The sequence below is a fragment of the Halopseudomonas xiamenensis genome (genome assembly GCF_014219065.1).
Taxonomy (GTDB): domain Bacteria; phylum Pseudomonadota; class Gammaproteobacteria; order Pseudomonadales; family Pseudomonadaceae; genus Halopseudomonas; species Halopseudomonas xiamenensis.
Map to the genome: position 1 here is coordinate 77,797 of NZ_JACLGO010000006.1, position 26,959 is coordinate 104,755.

23 protein-coding genes are annotated in these 26,959 nt (G+C 61.7%); 9 read left to right on the plus strand and 14 right to left on the minus strand.

Annotated elements, in window-relative coordinates; all coding sequences use genetic code 11:
• Nucleotides 1-107 precede the first annotated feature (107 nt).
• The 3 genes from H6X51_RS05775 to H6X51_RS05785 form a co-directional block, all read right to left on the minus strand.
• On the minus strand, nt 108-290 hold the full coding sequence (locus tag H6X51_RS05775; RefSeq protein WP_185266566.1) for a hypothetical protein: 183 nt from the start codon (nt 288-290) through the stop codon (nt 108-110).
• A 3-nt stretch (nt 291-293) separates the two neighbouring features.
• Nucleotides 294-1,733, minus strand: a complete 1,440-nt coding sequence (locus tag H6X51_RS05780) for a glyceraldehyde-3-phosphate dehydrogenase (protein WP_185266567.1) — start codon at nt 1,731-1,733, stop codon at nt 294-296.
• A gap of 122 nt (nt 1,734-1,855) precedes the next feature.
• Nucleotides 1,856-2,836 carry a TerC family protein gene (locus tag H6X51_RS05785; protein WP_185266568.1) on the minus strand — a complete coding sequence of 327 codons (981 nt, stop codon included), beginning with the start codon at nt 2,834-2,836 and terminating at the stop codon, nt 1,856-1,858.
• Nucleotides 2,837-3,061: 225 nt separating this feature from the next.
• On the opposite strand from H6X51_RS05785, the gene mfd reads away from it, so the two are divergent.
• Entirely contained in the window at nt 3,062-6,547 is a 3,486-nt protein-coding gene (mfd, locus tag H6X51_RS05790) for a transcription-repair coupling factor (protein WP_185266569.1), read from the plus strand.
• A gap of 236 nt (nt 6,548-6,783) precedes the next feature.
• Here mfd and nagZ read toward each other — a convergent pair whose 3' ends face one another.
• The 3 genes from nagZ to H6X51_RS05805 form a co-directional block, all read right to left on the minus strand.
• Nucleotides 6,784-7,770 (minus strand): beta-N-acetylhexosaminidase, encoded by a 987-nt coding sequence (nagZ, locus tag H6X51_RS05795; RefSeq protein ID WP_185266656.1) that lies wholly within the window; start codon nt 7,768-7,770, stop codon nt 6,784-6,786.
• Between the two features lie 39 nt (nt 7,771-7,809).
• Entirely contained in the window at nt 7,810-8,292 is a 483-nt protein-coding gene (locus H6X51_RS05800; protein WP_185266570.1) for a L,D-transpeptidase, read from the minus strand.
• A gap of 80 nt (nt 8,293-8,372) precedes the next feature.
• Complete coding sequence (locus tag H6X51_RS05805; RefSeq protein WP_185266571.1) at nt 8,373-9,053, minus strand: TetR/AcrR family transcriptional regulator; 681 nt, start codon at nt 9,051-9,053, stop codon at nt 8,373-8,375.
• A gap of 174 nt (nt 9,054-9,227) precedes the next feature.
• Here H6X51_RS05805 and lexA point away from each other — a divergent pair, with 174 nt between their 5' ends.
• The gene (gene lexA / locus H6X51_RS05810) at nt 9,228-9,833 is read left to right on the plus strand and encodes a transcriptional repressor LexA (RefSeq protein ID WP_185266572.1); all 606 of its coding nucleotides are present in this window, start codon (nt 9,228-9,230) and stop codon (nt 9,831-9,833) included.
• A gap of 11 nt (nt 9,834-9,844) precedes the next feature.
• On the plus strand, nt 9,845-10,342 hold the full coding sequence (gene sulA / locus H6X51_RS05815; protein ID WP_185266573.1) for an SOS-induced cell division inhibitor SulA: 498 nt from the start codon (nt 9,845-9,847) through the stop codon (nt 10,340-10,342).
• Nucleotides 10,343-10,377: 35 nt separating this feature from the next.
• Here the strand turns inward: sulA and H6X51_RS05820 are convergent, their stop codons facing one another.
• The 7 genes from H6X51_RS05820 to H6X51_RS05850 all read right to left on the minus strand — a co-directional run bounded on the left by H6X51_RS05820 (nt 10,378) and on the right by H6X51_RS05850 (nt 17,838).
• Nucleotides 10,378-10,617 (minus strand): hypothetical protein, encoded by a 240-nt coding sequence (locus H6X51_RS05820; RefSeq protein WP_185266574.1) that lies wholly within the window; start codon nt 10,615-10,617, stop codon nt 10,378-10,380.
• Nucleotides 10,618-10,678: 61 nt separating this feature from the next.
• Nucleotides 10,679-11,182: a DUF6586 family protein gene (locus tag H6X51_RS05825; RefSeq protein WP_185266575.1), complete on the minus strand. Its 504-nt coding sequence runs from the start codon at nt 11,180-11,182 to the stop codon at nt 10,679-10,681.
• Between the two features lie 11 nt (nt 11,183-11,193).
• A complete protein-coding gene (gene topA / locus H6X51_RS05830) occupies nt 11,194-13,809 on the minus strand; it encodes a type I DNA topoisomerase (RefSeq protein WP_185266576.1) in 2,616 nt (871 codons plus the stop codon).
• Between the two features lie 97 nt (nt 13,810-13,906).
• Complete coding sequence (locus tag H6X51_RS05835) at nt 13,907-14,125, minus strand: DUF1653 domain-containing protein (protein WP_185266577.1); 219 nt, start codon at nt 14,123-14,125, stop codon at nt 13,907-13,909.
• Between the two features lie 424 nt (nt 14,126-14,549).
• The gene (locus H6X51_RS05840) at nt 14,550-15,728 is read right to left on the minus strand and encodes a vWA domain-containing protein (RefSeq protein WP_185266578.1); all 1,179 of its coding nucleotides are present in this window, start codon (nt 15,726-15,728) and stop codon (nt 14,550-14,552) included.
• 69 nt (nt 15,729-15,797) lie between these two features.
• Nucleotides 15,798-16,643, minus strand: a complete 846-nt coding sequence (locus H6X51_RS05845) for an AAA family ATPase (RefSeq protein WP_185266579.1) — start codon at nt 16,641-16,643, stop codon at nt 15,798-15,800.
• A gap of 124 nt (nt 16,644-16,767) precedes the next feature.
• A complete protein-coding gene (locus tag H6X51_RS05850; protein WP_407925949.1) occupies nt 16,768-17,838 on the minus strand; it encodes a DUF748 domain-containing protein in 1,071 nt (356 codons plus the stop codon).
• 101 nt (nt 17,839-17,939) lie between these two features.
• Between H6X51_RS05850 and cysK the strand changes: the two genes are divergently transcribed.
• The 4 genes from cysK (at nt 17,940) to H6X51_RS20310 (ending at nt 21,995) form a co-directional block, all read left to right on the plus strand.
• Complete coding sequence (gene cysK / locus H6X51_RS05855) at nt 17,940-18,914, plus strand: cysteine synthase A (protein WP_185266581.1); 975 nt, start codon at nt 17,940-17,942, stop codon at nt 18,912-18,914.
• Nucleotides 18,915-19,017: 103 nt separating this feature from the next.
• Complete coding sequence (gene aceK, locus H6X51_RS05860) at nt 19,018-20,745, plus strand: bifunctional isocitrate dehydrogenase kinase/phosphatase (RefSeq protein WP_185266582.1); 1,728 nt, start codon at nt 19,018-19,020, stop codon at nt 20,743-20,745.
• A 272-nt stretch (nt 20,746-21,017) separates the two neighbouring features.
• Nucleotides 21,018-21,224 carry a cold-shock protein gene (locus H6X51_RS05865; protein ID WP_036989629.1) on the plus strand — a complete coding sequence of 69 codons (207 nt, stop codon included), beginning with the start codon at nt 21,018-21,020 and terminating at the stop codon, nt 21,222-21,224.
• A 192-nt stretch (nt 21,225-21,416) separates the two neighbouring features.
• The gene (locus H6X51_RS20310; protein WP_185266583.1) at nt 21,417-21,995 is read left to right on the plus strand and encodes a TetR/AcrR family transcriptional regulator; all 579 of its coding nucleotides are present in this window, start codon (nt 21,417-21,419) and stop codon (nt 21,993-21,995) included.
• 6 nt (nt 21,996-22,001) lie between these two features.
• On the opposite strand, the gene H6X51_RS05875 is transcribed toward H6X51_RS20310, so the two are convergent.
• Nucleotides 22,002-22,367 (minus strand): hypothetical protein, encoded by a 366-nt coding sequence (locus H6X51_RS05875; protein ID WP_185266584.1) that lies wholly within the window; start codon nt 22,365-22,367, stop codon nt 22,002-22,004.
• A 66-nt stretch (nt 22,368-22,433) separates the two neighbouring features.
• On the opposite strand from H6X51_RS05875, the gene H6X51_RS05880 reads away from it, so the two are divergent.
• A complete protein-coding gene (locus H6X51_RS05880) occupies nt 22,434-24,443 on the plus strand; it encodes a S9 family peptidase (protein ID WP_185266585.1) in 2,010 nt (669 codons plus the stop codon).
• 76 nt (nt 24,444-24,519) lie between these two features.
• Nucleotides 24,520-26,919, plus strand: a complete 2,400-nt coding sequence (gene lon, locus H6X51_RS05885) for an endopeptidase La (RefSeq protein ID WP_185266586.1) — start codon at nt 24,520-24,522, stop codon at nt 26,917-26,919.
• Nucleotides 26,920-26,959: the final 40 nt, after the last annotated feature.

A 26,959-nucleotide genomic window follows, 5' to 3' on the forward strand; every position in this document is an offset into this window, starting at 1 on the left:
TGGAATTTGTGAAGGGCAATGGCGATGCACAGAGCGCAAATTGGCTCCGCTGAACTTAACAGGAAAAAATCAGACGATGCAGCCACGACCCCGATCGAAAAATCCCGTCAAGTATAAAGATCATGGCCTTTTAAAGCTACTCGGCCGCAGTCTTTTTCAGGTTTTTCCGTGGCATAGTGTCGCAGCACCAGAGAATCCCCTGCAGCGTCAGCAAGCGCATTGCAGAGCCGTTGCCAGCGCAGGATCGGCAGCCACAAAAAAGGCGCCGAAGCGCCTTTTTTGATTACCACATGTTACGCCGGGAAGGCCGGCGGGTTGACGTCCGCCATGTCTTCCAGGATACGCACGACCTGGCAGCTGTAACCGAACTCGTTGTCATACCAGACGTAGAGGATGACCCGATTGTCGTTGCAGATGGTCGCCTCGGCATCCACCACGCCAGCGTGACGCGAACCGACGAAATCGGTCGACACCACTTCCTGGCTGTTGGTGAAGTCGATCTGCTTGTGCAGCTCGGAGTGCAACGCCATGTGGCGCAGGTAGTCGTTCACTTCCTCGCGATTGGTCGACTTCTCCAGATTCAGGTTCAGAATCGCCATGGAGACGTTCGGCGTGGGCACGCGAATCGCATTACCGCTCAGCTTGCCGGCCAGCTCCGGCAGCGCCTTGGCTACCGCTTTGGCTGCCCCGGTCTCGGTGATGACCATATTCAGCGCAGCACTGCGGCCACGACGATTGCCCTTGTGGAAGTTGTCGATCAGGTTCTGGTCGTTGGTGTAGGAATGCACCGTCTCCACGTGACCATTGAGGATGCCGAACTTGTCATTGATCGCCTTGAGCACCGGCACGATGGCGTTGGTGGTACAGGAGGCAGCCGAGACGATCTTGTCTTCCGGGGTGATCCACGCATGGTTGATGCCATGCACGATATTCTTCAGGTTGCCCTTGCCCGGCGCGGTCAGCACCACCTGGCTCACACCCGGGCACTTCAGGTGCTGGGACAGGCCGGCTTCGTCACGCCAGACGCCGGTGTTGTCCACCAGGATGGCGTCCTGGATACCGTAGGCGGTGTAGTCGACGCTGGTCGGATCGCTGGCATAGATGAACTGGATCTGGTTGCCGTTGGCGGTCAGCGTGTTGTTTTCCTCGTCGATGGTGATGGTGCCCTGGAAGGAACCATGAACCGAATCGCGGCGCAGCAGGCTGGCGCGCTTGGACAGGTCGTTCTCAGCCCCCTTGCGGACCACCACCGCACGCAGGCGCAGACCATCACCGGCGCCGGCCTTCTCGACCAGGATGCGCGCCAGCAGACGACCGATACGGCCGAAGCCGTAGAGCACCACATCGCGCCCCTGACGCTTCTCGCCCTTGTGGCCGATGACGCTGGCCAGCTCCCTGCGCAGGAAGGCATCGAGATCGTTCCCGCCTTCCTTCTGGAACTTGACCACCAGACGCGCCAGGTCGATCGACGCCGGCCCCAGGTCCAGATCGACCAGAGCCTTGATTACCGGATAGGTATCGTGCACCGACAACTCGTTGTCATCGATCTGGCGGGCAAAGCGGTGGGATTTGAGCAGGCTGATGACGGAGCGATTGACCAGACCACGGCCATAGATGGAGGTGACCACATTGTGTTCACGGTACAGACGTCCAATCAACGGGATCATCGCTTCGGCAGTCGCTTCGCGATCGGTCCAGTTATCCAGACATTGCTCGTATTGGGCTTGAGTCACAGTTTTTCCTTCCAGGTCTTGGGAACTAAGAGGGCCGTTATTATGCGGCGAGTGGCCCTGGTAGGCAATCATCCGATGGCTAACGGAGTCCGGCCACAGACCCGGACTCCGTCAGCCCCGCGTCAGGCGGCGGATTTGCGCGTACTGTACAAGGACAGCAGCACGCCACCGGCCAGCAGACCGAAGGTCACTCCCAGCGAAATGCCAGCATGGATATGGATACCCAGACCGTGCGCCAGGATCTTGCAACCGATGAAGATCAGCACCAGCGACAGGGCGTACTTCAGGTAGACGAAGCGATGCATCAGCGCGGCCAGGGCAAAATACAGCGAACGCAGCCCGAGGATGGCGAAAATGTTTGATGTATAAACAATGAACGGGTCCTGAGTGATGGCGAAGATCGCCGGCACGCTATCCACGGCGAACACCAGGTCGGCCAGTTCGATCAGCACCAGGGCCAGGAACAGCGGCGTGGCGAACAGCACCACCTTGCCGGTCTTGTCCGGCAGGCGGACGAAGAAATGCGAGCCATGCAGATCATCGGTCACACGGAAATGCCGACGGATAAAGCCGACCATGCGATTCTGCGACAGATCCTTGTGCTCCTCCTCACCCTTGCTGAGGAACATCTTGACCCCGGAGAACAGCAGGAACACCCCGAACAGATAGAGAATCCACTCGAACTCCTGCACCAGCGCCGCTCCCAGGCCGATCATGATCGCCCGCAGCACTATCACCCCGAGAATGCCCCAGAACAGCACCCGGTGCTGATACAGCCGGGGAATGCCGAAGAAGCTGAGAATCATCGCCATGACGAACACGTTGTCCATCGACAACGACTGCTCGATCAGGAAGCCGGTATAGAACTCCAGCGCACTGGCCGACCCTCTGTCGAACCAGACCCAGACACCGAACAGGATACCCACGGTGAAATAACCGCTGTACAACAGCAGACTCTCGCGCACCTCGATTTCATGATCCTTGCGGTGCAGCACACCCAGGTCGAAGGCGAGAATGGCGAGAACGATGGTCAGGAAGGCGAACCACTGCCAGGCGGCGGTTCCGAGAAAGGGGGTGGTCAAAAAAGAGATCAGCGGCTCCATGGGGCCCTCCGGTCAAAGTTAAGAATCAACTTATGACTCCGACATCACGGTGGGACCAACCACCGCCAGAGGGGCCCGGCGTCACGCGGCAATCATGATATAGCTGCCTCGATACTCTGACAAGCGCAACCCCCGCAAGGTCCGATAAAAACATCGGCAATCACAACACGGCCCCCTGCTAAGGGTTAAACTGTGCGTTTTGCGCCACAAGATAAGCCCAACCGCATGTCCGATACTTCCATTCTGTTCACCGCACCGCAGCACAAAGGCCTTGGCAACAAGACCGCCTGGGGCAACCTGCCGGCGGCGGCCCGCGCCCTGGCCATCGCCGAAGCGGCGCTGCAGCATCCTGGCCTGAGCCTGGTCATCACCCGCGACACGGCCATGGCCGACCAACTGGAGCAGGAGCTGCGGTTTTTTGCCCCGCAGCTGCCGGTAACCAGCTTCCCGGACTGGGAGACCCTGCCCTACGACCGCTTCTCGCCACACCAGGACATCATCTCCCAGCGTCTGCAGACGCTGTTTCGCCTGCCCCAGGTCGAGCATGGCATTCTCGTGGTGCCGATGATCACCCTGCTGCACCGCATCCCGCCACGCTCCTTTCTCGGTGGCTCGGTATTGATGCTGGAGGTCGGCCAGCGGCTGGATATCGACCGCATGCGGCAGAACCTGGACGCAGCCGGCTATCGCTGCGTCGATACCGTATACGAACATGGCGACTATGCGGTGCGCGGCGCCCTGCTCGACCTGTTCCCCACCGGTTCGCGCCTGCCTTATCGCATCGACCTGTTCGATGAAGAGATCGAAACCCTGCGCACCTTCGACCCGGAAACCCAGCGCTCGATCGACAAGGTCGACAACATCCACCTGCTGCCGGCACGCGAGCTGCCGCTGGACAAGAGCGCCCTGACCGGCTTCCGTGCCCGCTTTCGCGAGCGCTTCGAGGTCGATCACCGGCGCTGCCCGATCTACCAGGATCTCAGCGATGGGCTGGTACCACCGGGCATCGAGTATTACCTGCCGCTGTTCTTCGAGGAACTCGGTACCCTGTTCGACTACCTGCCGGACAACACCCAGCTGTTCAGCCTGCCCGGCATCGAGGACAGCGCCAGTCAGTTCTGGAACGACGTACGCAACCGTTTCGAGGAGCACGGCATCGACCCGACCCGGCCGCTGCTGTCACCGGCCGAGCTGTTTCTGCCGGTTGAGGAATGCTTCTCGCTGATCAAGCGCTATCCGCGGGTAATCTGTCACGATACCCCCCTGCCCGCCGCTGCCGGCGTGATCAACTACGATTGCAGCCCACCGCCGGAACTGCCGCTGGACAACAAACAGGAACGCCCGCTGCAGCAGCTGGAACACTTCCTCGATGGTTTCCAGGGCCGCACCCTGTTCGTCGCCGAGACCGCCGGGCGCCGCGAGTCCCTACTGGAGCTGCTGGCCCGGGTACCACTGAAGCCCGAACCGGTGGACAGCTGGAACGCCTTCGTCGACAGCGACACCCGCTGCGCCATCACCATCGCCCCGGTGGACCAGGGCCTGCTGAGCAACGACCCGGCCATCGCCCTGATCGCCGAAAGCCAGCTGTTCGGCCAGCGCGTGATGCAGCGCCGCCGGCGCGGCAAGACCACGGACCTGGGCGACACCATCATCCGCAACCTGACCGAGCTGCGCGAAGGTGCGCCGGTGGTGCATATCGAGCATGGTGTGGGTCGCTATCACGGACTGGTCAACCTGAGCGTGGAAGGCCAGCAGGCGGAGTTTCTCAAGCTCGAGTACGCCGAGCAGGCCACGCTGTACGTGCCGGTCGCCAACCTGCACATGATCGCCCGCTACTCCGGCGCCGATGACGACCATGCACCGCTGCACCGGCTCGGCTCGGAGCAGTGGCAGAAGGCCCGGCGCAAGGCCGCGGAAAAGGTCCGCGACGTCGCCGCGGAACTGCTCGACGTCTACGCCCGCCGCGCGGCACGCAAGGGCTACAGCTTCAACGACCCGGACCAGGACTACCAGACCTTCGCCGAGGCCTTCCCGTTCGAGGAGACCGCCGACCAGCAGGCGGCCATCGATGCGGTGCTCAAGGACATGACCAGCGCGCAACCGATGGACCGTCTGGTTTGCGGCGACGTCGGTTTCGGCAAGACCGAGGTAGCCATGCGCGCCGCCTTCGTCGCGGTGCATAGCGGCAAGCAGGTTGCGGTGCTGGTACCCACCACCCTGCTCGCCCAGCAGCACTACAACAGCTTCAAGGACCGCTTTGCCGATTGGCCGGTGAAGGTCGAGGTAATGTCGCGCTTCAAGTCGGCCAAGGAAATCAAGTCCGCGACCCAGGAGCTGGCCGAGGGCAAGGTCGACATCATGATCGGCACCCACAAGCTGCTGCAGGGCGATGTGCAGTTCCAGGACCTCGGCCTGGTGATCATCGACGAGGAACACCGCTTCGGGGTCCGCCAGAAGGAACGCCTCAAGGCACTGCGCAGCGAGGTCGACATCCTCAACCTGACCGCCACGCCGATTCCACGGACGCTGAACATGGCCATGACCGGCATGCGCGACCTGTCGATCATCGCCACGCCACCGGCGCGTCGGCTGTCGGTGAAGACCTTCGTCATGCAGCAGCAGCCGGCGGTGATCAAGGAGGCGATCCTGCGCGAGCTGCTGCGTGGCGGCCAAGTGTACTTCCTGCACAACGAGGTGGAAACCATCGAGAAGTGCGCCGCCGACCTGGCCGAGCTGGTGCCCGAGGCGCGCATCGGCATCAGCCACGGCCAGATGCCCGAACGGGCGCTGGAACAGGTGATGCGCGATTTCTATCATCGCCGCTTCAATATCCTGGTGACCTCGACCATCATCGAGACCGGTATCGACGTGCCCAGCGCCAACACCATCATCATCGAGCGCGCCGACAAATTCGGCCTGGCCCAGCTGCACCAGTTGCGCGGCCGGGTCGGTCGCAGCCACCACCAGGCCTACGCCTATCTGCTGACCCCGGCCGGACGCAAGCTGACCGGCGATGCGGAAAAGCGCCTGGAGGCGATCGCCGCCGCTCAGGACCTGGGGGCCGGCTTCACCCTGGCCACCCACGACCTGGAAATCCGCGGCGCCGGCGAGTTGCTCGGCGAGGGCCAGAGCGGCCAGATCCAGGCGGTCGGCTTCAGCCTGTACATGGAGATGCTGGAACGGGCGATCAAGGCCATCCAGCAGGGCAAGGAGCCGGAACTGGAGAACCCGCTGAGTGGCGGTCCGGATATCAACCTGCGCCTGCCGGCGCTGATTCCCGATGATTACCTGCAGGACGTGCATGCACGCCTGACGCTGTACAAGCGCATTGCCAATGCCAGGGATGATGAGGAGCTGAAGGACCTGCAGGTGGAGATGATCGACCGCTTCGGCCTGCTGCCGGAGCCAGTGAAGAACTTGTTCCGGGTGACCTCGTTGAAACTGCGCTGCGCGCCTTTGGGCATCAGCAAGATCGACACCGGCCCGGAACACGGAAAGATCGAGTTCGCCGCCGATACCAGCATCGACCCGCTGGTGCTGATCAGGTTGATCCAGGACAGCCCGCAGCGCTATCGCCTGGAGGGCGGCAGCATATTGCGTTTCAGTGCGCCGATGGGCACCCACGGCTTGCGCCTGAATACGGTCGAGGCGCTGATCGAACGGCTGCAGCAGGTGCCGGCTGCTCCCAATGGCAAAGGAAGGCGTCCATAAAACTGCAGGCTCCGAGTGTCCTTTGCGCAAGCATTAGTGCCGCTGAGGTTTTAAAACCATCAGCAGCCTTGAAGCCTTCAGAACCGGTTGGCCGGCAGGGCTGGGCCGACCGTCTGCCGCCAGGGATGGCGGCAGCGAGCCTACAGGGATGTATTCACGGCGTGTCGGCACAGCCCTGCCGGCCAACCGGTTCCTCGCAGGAACCAACAAAAGACCCAGCCCCCTTGCCCTTCCCGTTACAGAAGCCCCGCGCCCTGCAGCACCTCGACCGACTGCCGCCAGCGCGGCTGAGCCTTGTAGTCGGTACCCACCACGCGCCGCGCGAGCAGGCGCTGCGCCCGTAGCGATGGCTGCATGCCGATGTGCTGAACATGCTGCAATGCCTGCTCGGCCGCTGCGCGGTCGTTGCACACCAGCAGCATGTCGCAGCCCGAGGCCAGCGCCGCATCCACCCGGCGGGTGATATCGCCCACGGCGTGGGCTCCAGCCATGGTCAGGTCGTCACTGAAGATGGCGCCGTCGAAGCCCAGCTCCGCGCGCAGGATGTCCTGCAACCAGCGCTGCGAGAAGCCTGCCGGCAGACTGTCCACCGCAGGATAGACCACATGCGCCGGCATGATGCCGTCCAGCAGTGGCGCCAGTGCGGCGAAGGGTTTCAGGTCGGTATCACGGATGCTCGCCTCGCTGCGCTCGTCCACGGGCAGGTCGGTGTGCGAGTCCGCCTCGGCCCAGCCGTGGCCGGGAAAGTGCTTGCCGGTGGCGGCCATGCCAGCCTGGTGCAGACCCTCGATATAGGCCCGACCCAGAAGCGCCACCTGCTGCGGATCGGCGCCCAGGGAGCGATCACCGATCACCTGGCTGCGGCCATGATCCAGGTCCAGCACCGGCGCGAAGCTGATATCGATACCGCAGGCGAGCATCTCCGTGGCCATCAGCCAGGCGGCCGCTTCGGCAACTGCAATGACATTTTTGGCGCCACAGCCGGCAATCCGGCCCAGCGCGGGTAGACGCAGCACCTCTCGACGCAGGCGCTGTACGCGACCGCCCTCCTGGTCGATGGCGATCAGCATTTCCGGGCGCAACGCACGGATACTGCGTATCAGCTCACGCACCTGGGCCGGAGATTCGGTATTGCGGGCGAACAGGATGATGCCGCCGACTTCGGGTTGCCTCAACAACTGGCGGTCTTCCGGGGTCAACCAGGTACCCGCCAGATCCAGCATCAATGTGCCTTGGGTCAAAGAATATGCTCCTGCGTCAGATTACTCGATGACCACGGCGCAACCGGCCGGGGTCATGTCAAAGAGGGCCAGCATGTCGGCATTGCGCAGACGGATACAGCCGTGGGACAGGGGAATACCCATCGGCTGATCGTCGCCGGTACCATGCAGATAGATATAGCGGCGCTGCGAATCGCGATCGCCACCACGATTGATCCCGGGCTGCTCACCACAGAGCCACAGGATGCGGGTCAGAATCCAGTCCCGCTGGGGGTTGGCCGCAGCCAGCTCAGGCGTCCACAATTCACCGGTCGGGCGCCGGCCGATGAATACCGCTGCCAGCGGCTGACCATCGCCGATACGCGCGCGTACCCGATGGCGTCCACGGGGAGTGCAGCCACTGCCGTTCAGCTCGCCGGGACCGTTCTTCGCGGTGGAAATCGGCCAGGTGCGCACCGGCCGACCGGCACTGAAACCGGTAAGCTGTTGCCGCTCAAGGGAAATGTGGATCAGATCCAGCTGCATGCTCGTCTCCGCCGCAAAGGCCACACGATAGCGGATACCGGGACCGGAGGTAAGTCCCGGCAAGATGCAATCACCGCCTGCTACAGTACCTGCAGGGCTTCCTGGGCATGCCTGTCGGTATCCACGGCGAGGGTGCCGGCGCGCATGCCGGCTGCCAGGAAGGGCACCATCTGCCGCAGCACCTCCTCGGTACCGGCGCGCTCACCGTGCTCGGCTTCGGCGATGGCCTTCAATGCCTTCATGCTCGACAGGGTGAACGCCGCGCTGCCGAGCATGAAGTGCACCCGCCAGAACAACACGTCCGGCGGCAGCTCGGGCGAGCTGCGCAGCACCAGTTCCATGTAGCGCTTGAATACCTTGCCATAGACCTCGGCGAGGTATTTGCGCAGGTGCCCCTGGCTCTGGCTGAACGCCAGCCCGAGCAAACGCATGAAGGTGGAAAGGTCATTACCACTGCGCGGTTTGACCGCCAGCACCAGGCGCACCAGCATCTCCAGCAATTGCTCCAGCGTCTGCTCGGGATTGCCGGCCTGTTCGTTGCGCTCCAGCTCCTGCTCCAGGCTGCTGACGAAGGGATTGAGAAAGCGGGTGAATACCGCCTGGATCAGCGACTTCTTCGAACCGAAGTGATAATTCACCGCCGCCAGGTTGACGCCCGCCTTGCTGGTAATCAGCCGCAGCGAAGTTTCAGCGAAACCCTTTTCGGCAAATAACTGCTCTGCAGCATCCAGAATGCGCTCAACTGTTTCAGACTGTGCCACAGACCACTCCAGGAGAAAAACACATGTTTGAAACATACGTTTCAAACAGACTTGCTGTCAACTCCGACGTTTTACCACACTCCGGCTGCGCTGCAAATATGCAGCGCCGGGCTTGCCCTTGGGCACAAGCTGTATATAATCACAGTCACTGTATAAAAACACAGGCAGACAAGAATGCAGAAACTCACGGCACGGCAACAGCAGGTACTTTCCTTCATCAGGGAATACATGAGCAGCAATGGCTATCCGCCTACCCGCGTGGATATCGCCAGGGAGCTGGGTTTCCGTTCGCCCAATGCCGCCGAGGACCATCTCAAGGCCCTGGCGCGCAAGGGAGCCATCGAGATGATTCCCGGCGCCTCACGCGGCATTCGCCTGCCGGCAGACGAGGACACGCCCGATGACAGCCTGCCGGTGATCGGCCAGGTCGCCGCCGGCGCGCCCATCCTGGCACTGGAGAACATCGAGAATCACTGCAAGATCGATCCGGCGTTCTTCAGCCCTCGTGCCGACTACCTGCTGCGCGTACGCGGCATGAGCATGAAGGATATCGGCATTCTCGATGGCGACCTGCTGGCCGTGCATCGCACCAGCGAAGCCCGCAATGGCCAGGTGGTGGTGGCCCGGATCGACGACGAGGTCACCGTCAAGCGTTTCCACAAACAGGGACGCAAGGTATCGCTGATCGCCGAAAACCCCGAGTTCGCCCCCATCGAAATCGATCTGGGCGAGCAGGAACTGATTATCGAAGGCTTGAGCGTTGGCGTGATACGCCACTGAAGGAGTACGCCATGCAGTATGCGCGAAACGAAGGTTCAGCGGTGCAACCCGACCTGTTGCATCAGGCCCTGATGTCTTCCCGTCTGGGCATGCGGCGACTGGCCTCGGCCAGTGTGCCGGAGTCGATGCCGGACGAGCATGTCGGATTCAGTGAAATCAGCCTGAACGGCGCACCTCGGCAATGCCTGCAGTGGCTGGCACCGGTGTTGCGGGACCTGAGCCAGGCCAATACACCCGGCTGGCTGAGCCTGATCGATCCGCCGCTGCCGGTCAGCCAGAAGTGGCTGCGTGCCTCCGGCCTGGACCCCCAGCGCATACTCATCATCCGCCCCAAGCACGGCATGGATGCACTGAAACTCTGCTGCGAAATACTCGAGCTGGGTTACAGCCACACCGTGGTCAGTTGGCTGCCCTCCTCTTCGCGTACCAGCCAACAGCTGGACAGGGCAGCACAGGCCGGGCATTGCGCCAGCTTGAACGTTCGCATGGGGAATGCAAGCAACAGTTGAACAAAGCGGAACAGTCGGGCGAACGCCCGACTGCATCAGTGCAGCACGCGCTGCTGATCCAGCTCCAGATCGGGGTCTTCTTCCATGATCTGCCCGGCCATCTGCATGCCGGCACCGATCATGGCCTTGGCCACCTCGACATAGTTGCCCTGCAGAAAATCCCTGGCTTCCTCGGAGAACTCGATGGTCAACAGCGGCTTGCCCTGCTCATCCGGACGGCGCAAGGCAACCGTGCCATCGGCAAGCTCAATGATCTCGAGAAAGGGTGAAGGCATGTGGCGTCTCCTGTCAGTCAAGCCGCGTAGTGTACCACAGCAACCACGTCAAACCCGACCTTCACCACTCCTGCATCGCCTGACGATAACGCTCTACCTGCGCAGCCAGTGCGTCCAGTGCCGTCTGCGCCTCGTCGATCTCCCACTGCGCCGCGCTGACCGCGGTAGTGGCGATCAGCTCGCTGCCAGCCACTGATGCGGCACCGGCAGCGGGCGCCAGCAATTGCTGCCAGGCCCGCAGCAGCCCGGCCAGCCAGCTCTGCGGATTCGCCGCCAATTGCACCAGCTCGCCCAGCTCCGGCCCGGGGAAACGCTCGGCAACGTCACTGTCGAGCACCTGCTCGACGCTGCGCACATCCAGCAGCGGCCAGCGATAACCTTCGGCCACCTCGTGAATCAACGCAAGAACGGTACGGTAGGCATGGAATATCACGTGCTCCCGGTGATAGCGCGCCTGGGTGAGCGCGCCCATCCCCGAGTCACCAGCCGCAGCCTCCCAGGAAGCCAGGGCCAGGCGGGCAAATGACAGCGCCTGATTGGTGCGGGTGTACACTTCATTCGCCATATCGCCTCCGCTCAGCGCTTGCCCTTGCGCCCGTCGTCCACCACCCAGTTCTTGCCGTCATGGAAAGCACGCCAGCCGCTGGGCTTGCCGTCGATCTCGCTCTGCACGTACTGCTCCTTGCTCTTGCGGCTATAGCGTACCACCGTCGGATTACCGTCAGGATCAGCCACCGGCGCACTCAGCAGGAAATGGTACTTGGGATCGATCGCCTCGGCGTGGGGCAACAGTTCCTTGACCAGCGGCGCTCGGGTCTCGCGGTTCTTCGGGAACTGGCTGGCGGCAAGGAACAGGCCCGAGGCACCATCACGCAGCACGTAGACGTCATCGACCTTTTCGCAGCGCAACTCCGGCATCAGTACCGGGTCCATCTTCGGCGGCGCCGCCTCGCCGCTTCGCAGCAGCTTGCGGGTATTCTTGCAGGCACTGTTGGTGCAACCGAAGTACTTGCCGAAGCGACCGGTCTTGAGTTGCATCTCGCTGCCACACTTGTCGCATTCGATCACCGGACCATCATAGCCCTTGATCTTGAACTGCCCCTCTTCCACTTCGAAGCCACTGCAATCGGGGTTGTTACCACACACATGCAGCTTGCGACGCTCGTCGACCAGATAGCTGTCCATGGCCGTCGAGCAGATCGGGCAGCGACGCTTGGCCCGCAATATGCGGGACTCGCCCTCTTCGTCATCTGCCGCCACCTCGTTACCGGGCACCAGGTTCACCGTGGCCTTGCAGCGCTCCTTCGGTGGCAGCGCATAACCCGAGCAACCCAGGAACACCCCGGTGGAGGCGGTGCGGATCATCATCGGACGACCGCATTCGACACAGGGGATATCCGTCAGGGTCGGTTGATTGGCGCGCATACCCTGCCCCTCCGCCGTTGCCCCGGCAGCCTCGAGCTTCTTCCTGAAATCGGCATAGAACTTGTCCAGCACCTCCTTCCAGAGGGTCTCTCCCTGGGCCACGTCATCCAGCGACTCTTCCATGCGCGCGGTGAAGCTGTAGTCCATCAGGTTGGGAAAGCTTTCGTTGAGCCGCTCGGTAACGATGTCGCCCATCTTCTCGGCATAGAAGCGCCGATTGTTCAGGGCGACATAGCCGCGCTCCTGGATGGTGGAGATGATCGAAGCGTAGGTCGACGGCCGGCCAATGCCGCGCTTTTCCAGCTCCTTGACCAGGCTGGCTTCGGAATAACGCGCCGGCGGCTTGGTGAAATGCTGTTTCGGGTCGAGCTTGACCAGGTCGAGAATCTGCTCGACCTGCATGTCGGGCAGCACCTCGTCCTCACCACCCTTGCCCAGCGGCGGCAGCACCTTGGTGTAACCATCAAACTGCAGGATGCGACCACGGGCGCGCAGCTCGAAGTCACCCGCCTGTACGCTGATGGTGGTGGACAGGTAGCGCGCCGGCGGCATCTGGCAGGCCACGAACTGACGCCAGATCAGCTCGTACAGGCGCTCGGCATCGCGCTCCATACCCTTGAGTTCAGTGGCCTTGAGCTTCACATCCGAGGGGCGAATGGCTTCGTGCGCCTCCTGGGCATTGGCCTTGCTGCCGTAGACATTCGGCGAATCAGGCAGGTACTGGCTACCGAAGTTCTTCTCGATGTAGCCGCGGGCCATGCTCACGGCATCGGCCGACAGGTTGGTCGAGTCGGTCCGCATGTAGGTGATGTAGCCCGCTTCGTACAAGCGCTGGGCCATCATCATGGTCTTCTTCACGCTGAAGCCCAGGCGCGTGCTCGCTGCCTGCTGCAGCGTGGAGGTGATGAAGGGGGCACCGGGCTTGGTGCTGGTCGGCCGGGCATCACGCTTGACCACCTGGTAGGTCGCGCCCTGCAGTTTGGCCAGCGCCTGGTCGGTCTGCTGCTTGTTCAGCGGACGGAAGGTCTCGCCGTTTTCCTTGACCACTTCGAAGCGCACCGCTTCGCTTTTGGGCGTGGTCAGGTTGGCGTGCACTTCCCAGAACTCTTCGGGAATGAAGGCACGGATCTCGCGCTCGCGATCCACGATCAGCTTGACCGCCACCGACTGCACACGACCGGCGGACAATCCACGGGCGATCTTCTGCCACAGCAGCGGCGAGACCATGTAGCCCACCACCCGGTCCAGGAAGCGGCGGGCCTGCTGGGCGTTGACCCGGTTCATGTCCAGCTCGCCCGGCTCGGAGAAGGCGTCCTGGATGGCTTTCTTGGTGATTTCGTTGAACACCACCCGACGATAGCGGCTGTCGTCGCCACCGATGGATTCGCGCAGGTGCCAGGCAATGGCCTCCCCTTCGCGGTCCAAGTCCGTTGCCAGGTAGATGGTGTCGGCTTCCCGGGCCAGGCGACGCAGTTCGTCGATGACCTTTTCCTTGCCGGGCAGGATCTCGTAGTGCGCCTTCCAGCCGTTCTCCGGATCGACGCCCATACGGTTGACCAGTTGTATCCTGGCCTTGGTCTGCTTATCCACTTCCGGCGCCGATGCGGCCTTGCGCCCCTTGGGTTTACTCTCGGTCTTGCTGCTGCCGCTGGTGGGCAGATCGCGGATGTGTCCGATACTCGACTTCACCACGAAGTCATTGCCAAGATACTTGTTGATTGTCTTGGCCTTGGCTGGTGACTCCACAATGACCAGTGCTTTTCCCATGGGTAAAGGTATTCCTCAATCAAAAAATCCAGTTTGCCCTGTGGGCAAAGGGGCTCGGCTGCTGCTCGAAGTGGCGGGCAGTCCGGAGGGCCAGAGCCTACACGTCTTCGCTGATAAAGGTAAAGCGCGGATGTGTTTTGCCCTCCACCTCCACATTCCCGGTGAACATTTCCAGCGGACGCACCCAGAGGTCGTACTCGCCGTACAGGGTACGATAGACCACCAGGCGCTCTCCGGTTTCAGAATGGCGTGCAATATCAATGACCTGGTAGTCCTTGCCTTTATAGTGGCGATAGCGGCCGGGTTTCAGTGGCATAGGGTTTTCTCTGCTGATGCTGGTGTTATTCATGGTGGCATGTTGATAGCTGATGGCTGGTGGCTGCAGGTTCAGTGCAAGGTCGGAGCTTGTCGGCTGGCTCTGGTGGACACGCCGCAAGTACGTCCCTGTAGGCTCGTTGATGGCATCCCTGCCATCAAACGGTCCACCAGAGCCAGCCGCCAAACTCCGCCAAAGAGTCTGTGCATATCACAGGTTGCCCCTCCGCCACACCGACGTACCCAGCAGCGCTTGCCGGTCGGGGCAGGCAGACCGTCGGTTGTCATGGATGACAACCGCGAGCCTACATGGACGTACTTGCGGCGTGTCTGCATGGCCCGACCGGCAAATGCGGCCACTCAGACCATCAGCAACAAGCCAACAGCAGCGCTGGCCCCTCAGAAAGTCGACACTACCCAACAACCTACTTGCTCAGATACCGCATCCCCTGCTCCAACCCTTCCAGCGTCAACGGATACATATGATCTTCCATCAGATCCTGGATGATCCGCGTCGAGGTGGTGTAGCCCCAGGCGTCCTTCGGGTATGGGTTGATCCAGATCATCTTGGGGAATTTCTCCCGCAGGCGGGTGATCCAGACGTGACCGGCTTCTTCGTTCCAGTGCTCCACGCTACCGCCGGGCTGGGTGATCTCGTAGGGCGCCATGGCCGCGTCGCCGACGATCACCACCTTATAGTCCGCACCGTACTTGTGCAGCAGGTCCATGGTCGGGATGCGCTCGTTGGTACGGCGCATGTTGTCCTTCCATACCGACTCGTAGAGGCAGTTGTGGAAGTAGAAGTACTCCAGGTGCTTGAACTCGGTACGGCAGGCCGAGAACAGTTCCTCGCAAACCTTGATGTGCGCATCCATCGAACCGCCGATATCGAACAACAGCAGCAGCTTCACCGCGTTGCGCCGCTCCGGGCGCATCTGGATGTTCAGCAGCCCGCCATCACGTGCAGTGTGATCGATGGTACCGTCGATATCCAGCTCCTCGGCAGCACCGGTGCGGGCGAACTTGCGCAGGCGGCGCAGCGCTACCTTGATGTTGCGCGTGCCCAGTTCCACCTGGTCATCCAGGTTCTTGTACTCGCGCTGCTCCCAGACCTTGGCCGCCCGCCCCTGGCGTTTGCCGGCATCACCGACGCGAATGCCCATCGGGTTGTAGCCGCCGGAGCCGAAGGGACTGGTGCCGCCGGTGCCGATCCATTTATTGCCACCGGCATGCCGTTCCTTCTGTTCCTCAAGGCGCTTCTTGAACTCCTCGATCAGCTTGTCCAGCCCGCCGAGCGACTTGATCTGCTCGCGCTCCTCGTCGGTCAGCAGGCGCTCGAACTCCTTGCGCAGCCAATCCTCGGGAATCAGCGCCTCGAGCAGCTCGTTGAGATCCTGCAGACCATTGAAATAGGCGCTGAAGGCGCGATCGAACTTGTCGAAATGACGCTCGTCCTTGACCATCACCGTACGCGCCAGGTAATAGAACTCGTCCATGTCGGCGAATACCACATGGTTCTTCAGCGCATTGATCAGATCCAGCAGCTCACGCACCGACACCGGCACCTTGGCCGCGCGCATCTCATTGAATAGATTGAGTAACATTATTGCCTCTCGGAACTCTGATGCTCCCTCTCCCCTTGCGGGAGAGGGCTGGGGAGAGGGGGAGCGGGTTCAGCGATTCTGCCGCCGAGTCATGAACGCCAGGCGCTCCAGCAACTGCACATCCTGCTCGTTCTTCACCAGCGCGCCATACAGCGGCGGAATCGCCTTGGTTGGGTCGCGATCACGCAATACCGCTTCGGGGATGTCGTCGGCCATCAGCAGTTTCAGCCAGTCGACCAGTTCGGAAGTGGATGGCTTCTTCTTCAGGCCAGGCACCTTGCGCACGTCAAAGAAAATGTCCATCGCCTCGCTCAGCAATTCCTTCTTGATGCCCGGGTAATGCACATCGACGATACGCTGCATGGTCTCGCGATCGGGGAAGGCAATGTAGTGGAAGAAGCAACGGCGCAGGAAGGCGTCGGGCAGTTCCTTCTCGTTGTTGGAGGTGATGATGATGATCGGGCGCTGCCTGGCCTTGATGGTCTCATTGGTCTCGTAGACGTAGAACTCCATCTTGTCGAGCTCCTGCAGCAGATCGTTGGGGAACTCGATGTCGGCCTTGTCGATCTCATCGATCAGCAGGATGGCGCGTTCCTCGGACTCGAACGCCTCCCACAGCTTGCCCTTCTTGATGTAGTTGCGCACGTCGTGCACCTTGTCCACGCCCAGCTGGGAGTCGCGCAGGCGGCTGACCGCATCATATTCGTACAGCCCCTGATGGGCCTTGGTGGTGGACTTGATATGCCAGGTGATGAGCTTGGCGCCCATGGACTCGGCCAGCTGCTCGGCCAGCATGGTCTTGCCGGTGCCCGGCTCGCCCTTGATCAGCAGGGGGCGCTCCAGGGTAATGGCGGCGTTTACCGCAAGCTTGAGGTCGTCTGTGGCGACGTACGACTGGGTACCTTCGAACTTCATGGGGAATTCCTTGAGCCAGACCCGGACCGGCCGGGTATTCAAACCAATGGACAGCCCCGGACTATAGCTTGCGCCCCGAATGGGTGTAAACGCATGGGCAAGATTCAGTCAGTGAATGGCAAATTCACTCTTCTTCCAGTGCACGCTCGAAGCGGGGCGTGAATGCCTCGACAAAGGCATTGCGCAGGATCGCGATGAAAGCCTGGAAAGCGCTCATTTCCGCATTGTCCAGACTGCCGGAGAGTTCTATACGGGTGGCGAACTGGTCCTTGCGCTGGTTCTGCAGCACTTCCTGACCACCATGTACGATCGCCTCCCACAAGCCGCGGAAGAATCCCTTGTCCTCGTTGCGGATATCCTGATCCAGGTCGAACACGTCCACGTCACGCAGTAGCGGCTTGATATAGCCATCCAGTTGCCGCTCGCGCACTTCCAGCTCCAGGGTCAGGTCCCCTGCCCCCGCTCGGAAATCGAACTTGCCGTAGGCCGAGGCGAAGTCGTTGATGCGCGTCAGGTCCAGGCCAAGCATGCGGAACTGCAGGTCGGCATCATCCACCCGGCCCAACGGGTCGAAGTGGGCATTGGCCTCGATCGGCGCATGGCCGAGAAAGTCCGCGGTGCCGTTCATGCTGGCGCTGCGCTGGCCCTGGGCGTCCGGCGCGTTGGTCAGGTTGCGTATGGTCATCTCGATGGCGCTGGCACTGATGTTGACCGGGGGATCGCTGGAGAAGTTGCGAAAGGATACCGTGCCCTGGTGGATGTTCACCTGGTTCAGGCGCACCGGCACCATGTCCTCCAGCTGCGCACGCCAGTCCACGCCTTCACCGGTCTGCTTCTGTTCCCGGGTATTGCCGTCGACGAAATTGAGCTCCGGCTGGTGGATATCGACCACACCGATCAACACGCCTTCCTTCCATAGCGCGCGCATGCGGATGGCGATGTCCATGCTCGGTACGCTGAGAAAAGGCACCTGGACTTCCCCGTCGGTCTTGGTGATCTCCAGGCCGTTGATCCGGTAGGCGCCATTCCACCAGGTCATGTCCACGTCTTCTATATGGCCACGGTAGTCGCCCATGTCGGCGAGCTTGTCGTTGAGGTACTCGCGCACCAACCAGGGCAGCATCAGGTGCAGTATGATCAGCAGCAGAGCCAATACCGCTGCCACCAGCAGGGAAAGTCGCATCGTCTTGTTCATATTTAAAAGGACTGACCCGCTGCGTGGTAGTTCCACCGATTGACGCCCCCCTGCGCCGGGCATAGGCTGGTTCCCCGCAGGCAGATTACAAGGAGCCAACAATGAGTCATGTTTTCGCAGATTATTCGCAGTCCATTGGCAATACGCCGCTGGTCCGGATCAACCGCCTCGGGCCGCAGGGAGTCACCATCCTGGCCAAGGTCGAAGGACGCAACCCCTCGCACTCGGTCAAGTGCCGCATCGGTGCCAGCATGATCTGGAACGCCGAATCCCGGGGCCTGCTGAAGGAAGGCATGACCATAGTGGAGCCGACCTCCGGCAATACCGGCATCGGCCTGGCATTCGTCGCCGCCGCCCGTGGTTACCGGCTAATTCTGACCATGCCCGCCTCCATGAGCCTGGAGCGGCGCAAGGTACTCAAGGCGCTGGGCGCCGAGCTGGTGCTGACCGAGCCGGCCAAGGGTATGAAAGGCGCGATCGAGAAAGCCCAGGAGATCACCCAGAGCGCTCCCGACACGCACATACTGCTGCAGCAGTTCGAGAACCCGGCCAACCCGGAGATCCACGAGAAGACCACAGGCCCGGAAATCTGGAACGACACCGATGGCAGCGTGGATGTGCTGGTTTCGGGCGTTGGTACCGGCGGTACCCTGACCGGGGTGTCGCGCTACATCAAGCACACCTGTGGCAAGCCAATCACCGTGGTGGCAGTGGAGCCGGTGTTGTCGCCGGTGATTTCCCAGGCGCTGGCTGGCGAGGAACTGAAACCGGCGCCGCACAAGATCCAGGGTATCGGCGCCGGCTTCATCCCCGGCAACCTGGACCTGAGCCTGGTCGACCGGGTGGAGCAGACCACCGATGAGGAAGCCAAGGACATGGCACTGCGCATCATGCGCGAGGAAGGCATCCTCTGCGGCATCTCCTCCGGCGCCGCCATGGCCGCCGCGGTGCGCATCGCCGAGGAGCCGGAAATGCAGAACCGCACCATCGTCGTGATCCTGCCCGACTCCGGCGAGCGCTACCTGTCCAGCATGCTGTTCAGCGACCTGTTCACCGAGCAGGAGCTGGTTCCCTGAGGACCCAACCGCCAGTACCGTCCCGCATGGTCGGTACTGGCACTTCCGTCATTCTCTCTGACTGGCTATCCTGAGCACACCCGATACGCTACAGGTTGCCCCCATGCCCGATACTGCCGCGCACGTTGCCCGATGCCTGCTGGATGCCTTTGAAGACTACCGTACGACATTCCGGGATCTGACCCAGGGCGGTCGCGCCCGGTTCGAACAGGCCCAGTGGACCGAAATACAGGAAGCCTCCACCGCCCGCATCAACCTGTATGACGAGCGCGTCTACGAAACCAAGACCAGGCTCTCAGCCGACCCGCGCTGCAGTGATATTCTCGACGCCGACCGTTGGCCCGCGATCAAGCATGCATATATAGAACTGATCGAAGACCGTTTTGACGACGAACTGGCGGAAACCTGGTTCAACTCGGTGTTCTTCAAGATGCATCGGCACGATCAGATCAGTGATCGCACCATGTTCGTGCACAGTACACGCCCACCGGTACGCAAGCCTTCGCGGGTGCAGCTGACCCGCGGCTTCATTTCCGGTGGCTGCCTGACCAGCCTGGCCCGGCAGATCCTCGATGAATACGCCTTCGACGTACCCTGGGCAGATTTCGAGCGCGACTGCCAGTTGATTGTCGACTGTCTGCGACAGGGGTTGCCAGACTGGGCACAACTGGATCACGGCCTGACCGTGGAACTGATCCAGCCGGTGTTCTATCGCAACAAGGGTGCCTACCTGGTAGGCCGGGTGCTGAGCCAGGGCGAGCAGTGGCCCTTCGTACTGGCCCTGGTGCACAAGGACAATGAAGGTATCAGTGTCGACACGCTGATCATCGATGAGTCGGAAGTGTCCATCATCTTTTCCTTCACCCGCTCCTACTTCATGGTCGATGTTGCCGTACCGGCGGAGATGATCGGCTTTCTCAAGCGCCTGCTGCCCAGCAAGCAGATTGCCGAACTCTACACCGCCCTGGGCTTCTACAAGCAGGGCAAGTCCGAGTTCTACCGCGCCCTGATCGATTATATGGCACGCAACCCCGAGGACAGGTTCGTCATGGCCGCCGGGGTGCGCGGCATGGTCATGACGGTATTCACCCTGCCGGGGTTCAATACCGTGTTCAAGATCATCAAGGACAAATTCTCACCATCCAAGCACGTCAACCGGGCAACGGTGATCGAGAAATACCGACTGGTAAAACGCCACGACCGCGTCGGGCGCATGGCCGATACCCAGGATTTTGCCGATTTCCGCTTCGCCCGCGACAGCTTCGAGCCCGAATGCCTGCAGGAACTGCTCGAGGTCGCACCATCCATGGTCGAGCTGCAGGGCGACACCGTACTGATTCGTCAATGCTGGACCGAGCGGCGCATGACCCCGTTGAACATCTACCTTGAGACCGCCAGCGAGTCGCAGACCCGCGAGGCATTGATGGACTACGGCCTGGCGATCAAGCAACTGGCGGCAGCCAACATCTTCCCCGGCGACATGCTGCTGAAGAACTTCGGGGTTACCCGTCATGGCCGGGTGGTGTTCTATGACTACGACGAGATCAGCTACCTGACCGAAGTCAACTTCCGCCATATCCCCGAGCCCATGTATCCGGAACAGGAGATGGCTTCCGAACCCTGGTATTCGGTCGGCCCGAACGACGTGTTCCCCGAGGAATTTCCGGTGTTCCTGTTCGCCGATATAGGCCAGCGCAGAATGTTCGCCCGGATGCATGGCGAGCTGTTCGATGCCGATTACTGGAAAGGCCTGCAACAGCAGATTCGCGACGGCAAGGTGATCGATGTCTACCCCTATCATCGCCTGCAGGACAAGGCGGTCGAGGGCTGAAAACGGTACTGCAAATTTATCCGACGAAAGGCGTGCTATTTCCGCAAACTGACGTATACTGAATTTCGTTCGTTTTGTGCCGACGTCGATAAAAGTAATAACTTGACTTGGTCGATCTTCCGGGGCAAAGTGGGCGCGTAGGTTTTCAAGAGATAGAGTAGTAGGCTGCAAGCGCACTTTCAGTACGTAAGTTTGTCATTCTCGCAATCTTTGATTCCCACGCTTTAATTGAGCATTGCTCAAGTATTTCAATTTGATAGGAATTATCTGAAATGGCAACTGGTACAGTTAAGTGGTTCAACGACACCAAAGGCTTCGGCTTCATTACTCCGGACGGCGGCGGTGACGATCTGTTCGCCCACTTCTCCGAGATCAAGGTTCAGGGCTTCAAATCCCTTGCCGAGAACCAGAAGGTGTCTTTCGACATCACTACTGGTCCTAAGGGCAAGCAAGCTGCGAACATTCAGATCATCGGCTAATCCCGATTTCTGAACAGAAAACCCGGCCTTGGCCGGGTTTTCTTGTTTATGCCCTGCCCCAACCAAAAATCACTCGCCTGCACCGCCCCGACATCGTACCCTATGCTGCAATGACCCGAGGGCGACAGACCTATTCCCAAGCCATTCTGTTCGCAACCTCTATCCAGACGTCCAGATCAAGAGGTTCTCGCAGTGGACAGCACCAACCAGAAACAGACCAATTCACTTCACTTGAGCCTGTTCCGCGCCGCGGAAGCCATCGTCAGCGAACTCGGCGCCTCACAGCTGACCTTCGCCACGCTCAGCGAACGCACCGGCGTCGATGAGGCCACCCTGAGCACCCTGTTCCCCGACCGTGAAGCCCTGCTGACGGCGATGATCGAACACCGCCTGGAACGCTTCCGGGTACGCTGGGGTGCCTATGAGAGTGTTCTGCCCGATGAGCCCATGCGCGAACTCAAGGCCCTGCTGCTGAGCAACATGAGCGAATCCACCGAGGAGAAGAACCTCGACTCGGCGATCTTCGCCGCCGCGGCGAGCAACCCGGCACTGCTGCAGACCACCTCGGACGACGTCCAGGGGCTGTTCGACATTCTCGAGAAATCACCGCTGGGTCTGGCCCAGGCCGCCGTGCTGTTCTTTTCGGTGCGTGGCTACCGCCTGTTCGAGCAGGTCGGCATCTGCCCGATGACCGACAGCCAGCGGACCGAGTTCCAGGAGCAGATCATGCGCCTGGCGCGCATCATGTACGAGCAGAAGAACGAAGAGTAGAAACGCTCAGGTCGCGGAGCCGCTGCGGCTGCTCCGCCAGTGCCGCCAGCCCAGGCGCAGGCAGGCAAAACCGATATAGGCCAGGGCGGTCAACGCCATCACCAGTGTCAGCTCACCGAGCAGCTTGGCACCGTTGTCCCCGGTGTCCAGCAACGTATCCAGGGCCCAGCCGATTGCCGCCGGCGCCAGCCAGGGCTCCAGCGGATCGATCCGCGCCGGGGTGAACAGGATCACCGCCATCACCAGCCACAGCGGCTCGCGAATGAACCACCATCCGATCCAGCGGGTCAACTGTGTCCAGACCAACCAGCAACAGGCCGCAGCGGCAAGGTAGATCATCCACACTGTCTGGTATTCCGCCTCGTTGAACATGCTGTTAACCGGTTGCCAATGAACGAGCGGCTATAATAACTTTTTTGTCCCGGGAGTCCTACAGCCATGCCCCTATCAACTCGCCGTGATGCGACGCCTGACCCCTATGCCTGGCTGGAGCAGCGCGACCGCGACGAAGTGATCAGTCATCTGAATGCCGAGAACAGCCATACCGAGCAATGGCTGAGCACGCACAATGACCAGCGGGCACGCCTGTTCGAGGAAATTCGCGGACGCATACGCGAGACAGACCTGTCGCTGCCCGCGGTATGGGGAGCCTGGCTCTATTATCAGCGCACCGAAGCCGGTGCCGAGTATCCACGCTCCTATCGCTGCCCACGTCCGCAGGACGGCAGCCTGGAAACCGACACCGCACACGAAGAACTGCTGCTGGACATGAACGAGCTGGCCGGCGACGGCTTCCTGCAGCTCGGCGACTTCGCGGTCAGCCCGGACCATCAATGGCTGGCCTACAGTCTCGACCGCCAGGGTGACGAAGTGTACTGCCTGTACCTCAAGCACCTGGCCAGCGGCAATATCAGCGAATTGCCGCTGGACCAGGCCGACGGCAGCCTGGTCTGGGCCAATGACAGCGTCACCCTGTTCGCCATCAGCATGGACGAAGCCTCGCGCCCGGCCACGCTCTGGCGCCTGCAGCTGGGCACGCCACCGGTACGTGTCTACCACGAGGCCGACCAGCGTTTCTATCTGCATGCCTACCGCAGCAGTTCGGAACAGTGGCTGATCCTGGCCAGCGACAGCAAGAACACCAGCGAGGTGCGCGTGGTTCCGGCCGACCAGCCGGCGGCGGACTGGCAACTGCTCAGCCGCCGCTGCAACGGCCATGAATATCATGTCGATCACGGTCCACACGGCCTGCTGATCCGCAGCAACGACCGTGGCGAGAACTTTGCCCTGTACCGCACCGATCCCTGCCACCCACTGCGGCCGCACTGGGAACTCCTGATCGATGTCGACCCGCAGCGCACCCTGGAACATTTCAGCGTGCAGCAGCATGGTCTGCTGCTGCACTACCGCGATGCAGGCCTGACCCGCCTGGAAGTGCACCCGCTCGATGGCGAGGCTTACCAGGTGAGCATGCCCGATGCGGTCTACAGCCTGCATGTGCAAGGCGGTGAGGAATACACCAGCGAATCGATCCGCCTGCGCTACGAGTCGCTCAATCGCCCGGCCCAGGTGCGTGCGCTGCAGTTGGCCAGCGGCACCCAGACCATCCTCAAGCAGACCCCGGTCGAGGGCCACTTCGACCCCGAGGACTACGAAGTGCGCCGCGAGTGGGCCACCGCAGCGGATGGCACACGCATCCCCATCAGCCTGGTCGGACGAACGACAGCCCTGGCCGCTCCCGCCCCGCTCTACCTGTATGGCTACGGCGCCTACGGCGCCAGCATGGACCCCTGGTTCTCCCATGCCCGGCTGTCACTGCTCGACCGTGGCTGGGTATTCGCCATTGCCCATGTGCGCGGCGGCGCGGACATGGGCGAGGCCTGGTACCAGCAGGGCAAGCTGCAGCACAAGACCAATACCTTCGATGACTTCATCAGCTGCGCCGAACACCTGATCGACAACCAGTATACCGACAGCACCAGACTGGTGATTGCCGGCGGCAGTGCCGGTGGCCTGCTGATCGGCAACGTCATCAACCAGCGACCCGAACTGTTCGCCGCCGCGGTGGCCGACGTGCCCTTCGTCGATGTATGGAACACCATGAACAACCCGTCGCTGCCGCTGACCATCGGCGAGTACGAGGAATGGGGCGACCCGAACGAGCCGGAGGTGGCCGAACGCATCCGCAGCTATGCGCCCTACGAGCAGGTGCGCGAGCAGGCCTACCCGGCGATGTTCGTGACCAGTGGCTACCATGACATGCGTGTGCAGTACTGGGAAGCGGCCAAGTGGGTCGCCAAGTTGCGCCATAGCAAGACCGATGACCGCCCCCTGCTGTTGCGCACCCAGATGAGCGCCGGGCACGGCGGCGCCAGCGGTCGCTACCAGTCGATGAAGGAGCTGGCCGAGGAGTACAGCTTCCTGCTGGCGGTCATCGGCAAACACTAGCCATGGGGTGCCCATTGAAATAACCGCCAACAGGCACCACCTTGGTAGAGACTACAGTTCACACTAAGGGTGCTTCATGACTGATCACGACGCCGTGCCGGACTACATCGAACAGGACCGGGACGGCCAACCGGGAACCGGACTGGTGCTTCCCAGCCAGCGGCTGCCGGACAAGCTGTACCTTCTGCCGATCAACAACCGCCCGTTCTTCCCCGCCCAGGTCATGCCGGTGGTGGTCAACGAGCAACCATGGTCGGAAACCATCGAGCGGGTCGCCAATACCCCGCATCACGCCCTGTCGCTGTTCTGGGTGGATACCCCCTTGCCGGCCAGCGGCGAACTGGACCCGGCACAGCTGCCCAAGACCGGCTGCGCGGTGAAGATCCACCAGGCGGTGAAGGAAGACGGCAAGATCCAGTTCATCGCCCAGGGGCTGACCCGGGTCCGCATCACCCACTGGCTGAGCCGCAAGCCACCGTACCTGGTGGAGGTCGAGTATCCCGACTCCCCCGCCGATGAGCGGGACGAGGTGCGCGCCTACGCCATGGCACTGATCAATTCGATCAAGGAGCTGCTGCCCCTCAACCCGCTGTACAGCGAGGAACTGAAGAACTACCTGAACCGCTTCAACCCGAACCAGCCTTCCCCGCTGTCGGATTTCGCCGCCGCCCTGACTTCCGCCAAGGGCAGCGAACTGCAGGATGTGCTGGACACCATCCCGGTGTTGCGACGCATGCAGAAGGTGCTGGTGTTGCTCAAGCAGGAGATCGACGTGGCCCGCCTGCAGGGTGAGATCAGCGCCGAAGTCAATCGCACCATCAGCGAACAACAGCGCAAGTTCTTCCTCAAGGAGCAGCTGAAGGTCATCCAGAAGGAGCTGGGCCTGTCCAAGGACGATCGCACCGCCGATATCGAACAGTTCCGCGAACGCCTGGAGGGCAAGCAACTGCCCGAGGCGGCGCAGAACAAGATCGAGGAAGAGCTGAACAAACTGTCGATTCTCGAGACCGGCTCGCCCGAGTATGCCGTCACCCGCAATTACCTGGACTGGGCCACGGCGATGCCCTGGGGCCTGACCCATGACGACAAGCTCGACATTCAGCGTGCCCGGCGTATTCTCGACCGCGATCACGACGGCCTGGATGACGTCAAGCAGCGCATCCTGGAGTTCCTCGCCCTGGGTACCTTCAAGGGCTCGGTCGGCGGTTCGATCATCCTGCTGGTCGGCCCGCCGGGCGTGGGCAAGACCAGTATCGGCCACTCCATCGCCGAGAGCCTGGGCCGCCCGTTCTTCCGCTTCAGCGTTGGCGGTATGCGCGACGAGGCCGAGATCAAGGGCCACCGCCGCACCTATATCGGCGCCATGCCGGGCAAGTTCGTCCAGGCCTTCAAGGAGGTCAAGGTGATGAACCCGGTGATCATGCTCGACGAGATCGACAAGCTCGGCAGCAGTCACCAGGGCGATCCGGCGTCGGCCCTGCTGGAAACCCTGGACCCGGAGCAGAACAGCCAGTTCCTCGATCACTACCTGGACCTGCGCCTGGATCTGTCCAAGGTCCTGTTCATCTGTACCGCCAACACTCTGGACAGCATTCCCGGCCCGCTGCTCGACCGCATGGACGTGATCCGTCTGTCCGGCTATATCGCCGAGGAAAAGCTCGCCATCGCCAAGCACCATCTATGGCCGCGTCAACTCGAACGCGCCGGCCTGCGCAAGAGCCAGCTGCGCATCACCGACCGCGCCCTGCGCCAGGTGATCGAGGGCTATGCCCGCGAGGCCGGAGTGCGCAACCTGGAGAAGCAACTGGCCAAGCTGGTACGCAAGTCGGTGATGAAACTGCTGCAGGAGCCGGACCAGAAGCTGAGTATCAAGCCGGAGAACCTGCGCGAGCTGCTCGGCACACCGGCGTTCCGCACCGAGAAGACGCTCAAGGGTGTCGGCGTGATCACCGGCCTGGCCTGGACATCGATGGGTGGGGCGACCCTGCCGATCGAGGTCAACCGGGTGCATACCCTCAATCGCGGCTTCAAGCTCACCGGCAAGCTCGGCGAGGTGATGAAGGAGTCGGCGGAGATCGCCTACAGCTACATCTGCGCCCACCTCAAGGAGTTCAAGGCCGATCCGACGTTCTTCGACGAGGCCTTCGTACACATGCACGTGCCCGAGGGGGCCACGCCCAAGGACGGTCCCAGCGCCGGCGTGACCATGGCCAGCGCGCTGCTGTCGCTGGCGCGCAACCAGGCACCGAAACAGGACGTGGCAATGACCGGCGAGATCACCCTGACCGGCCAGGTCCTGCCGGTGGGTGGCATCCGCGAGAAGGTGATTGCCGCCCGGCGTCAGTCGATCTTCGAGTTGATCCTGCCGGAGGCCAACCGTGGCGACTACGAGGAGTTGCCAGACTATCTGAAGCAGGGCATGACCATCCACTTTGCCGCGCGCTACGCTGACGTGGCCAAGGTGCTATTCACCTGAATGCACAAGGGCGGCCCGCGGGCCGCCCTTGCTGCACTAC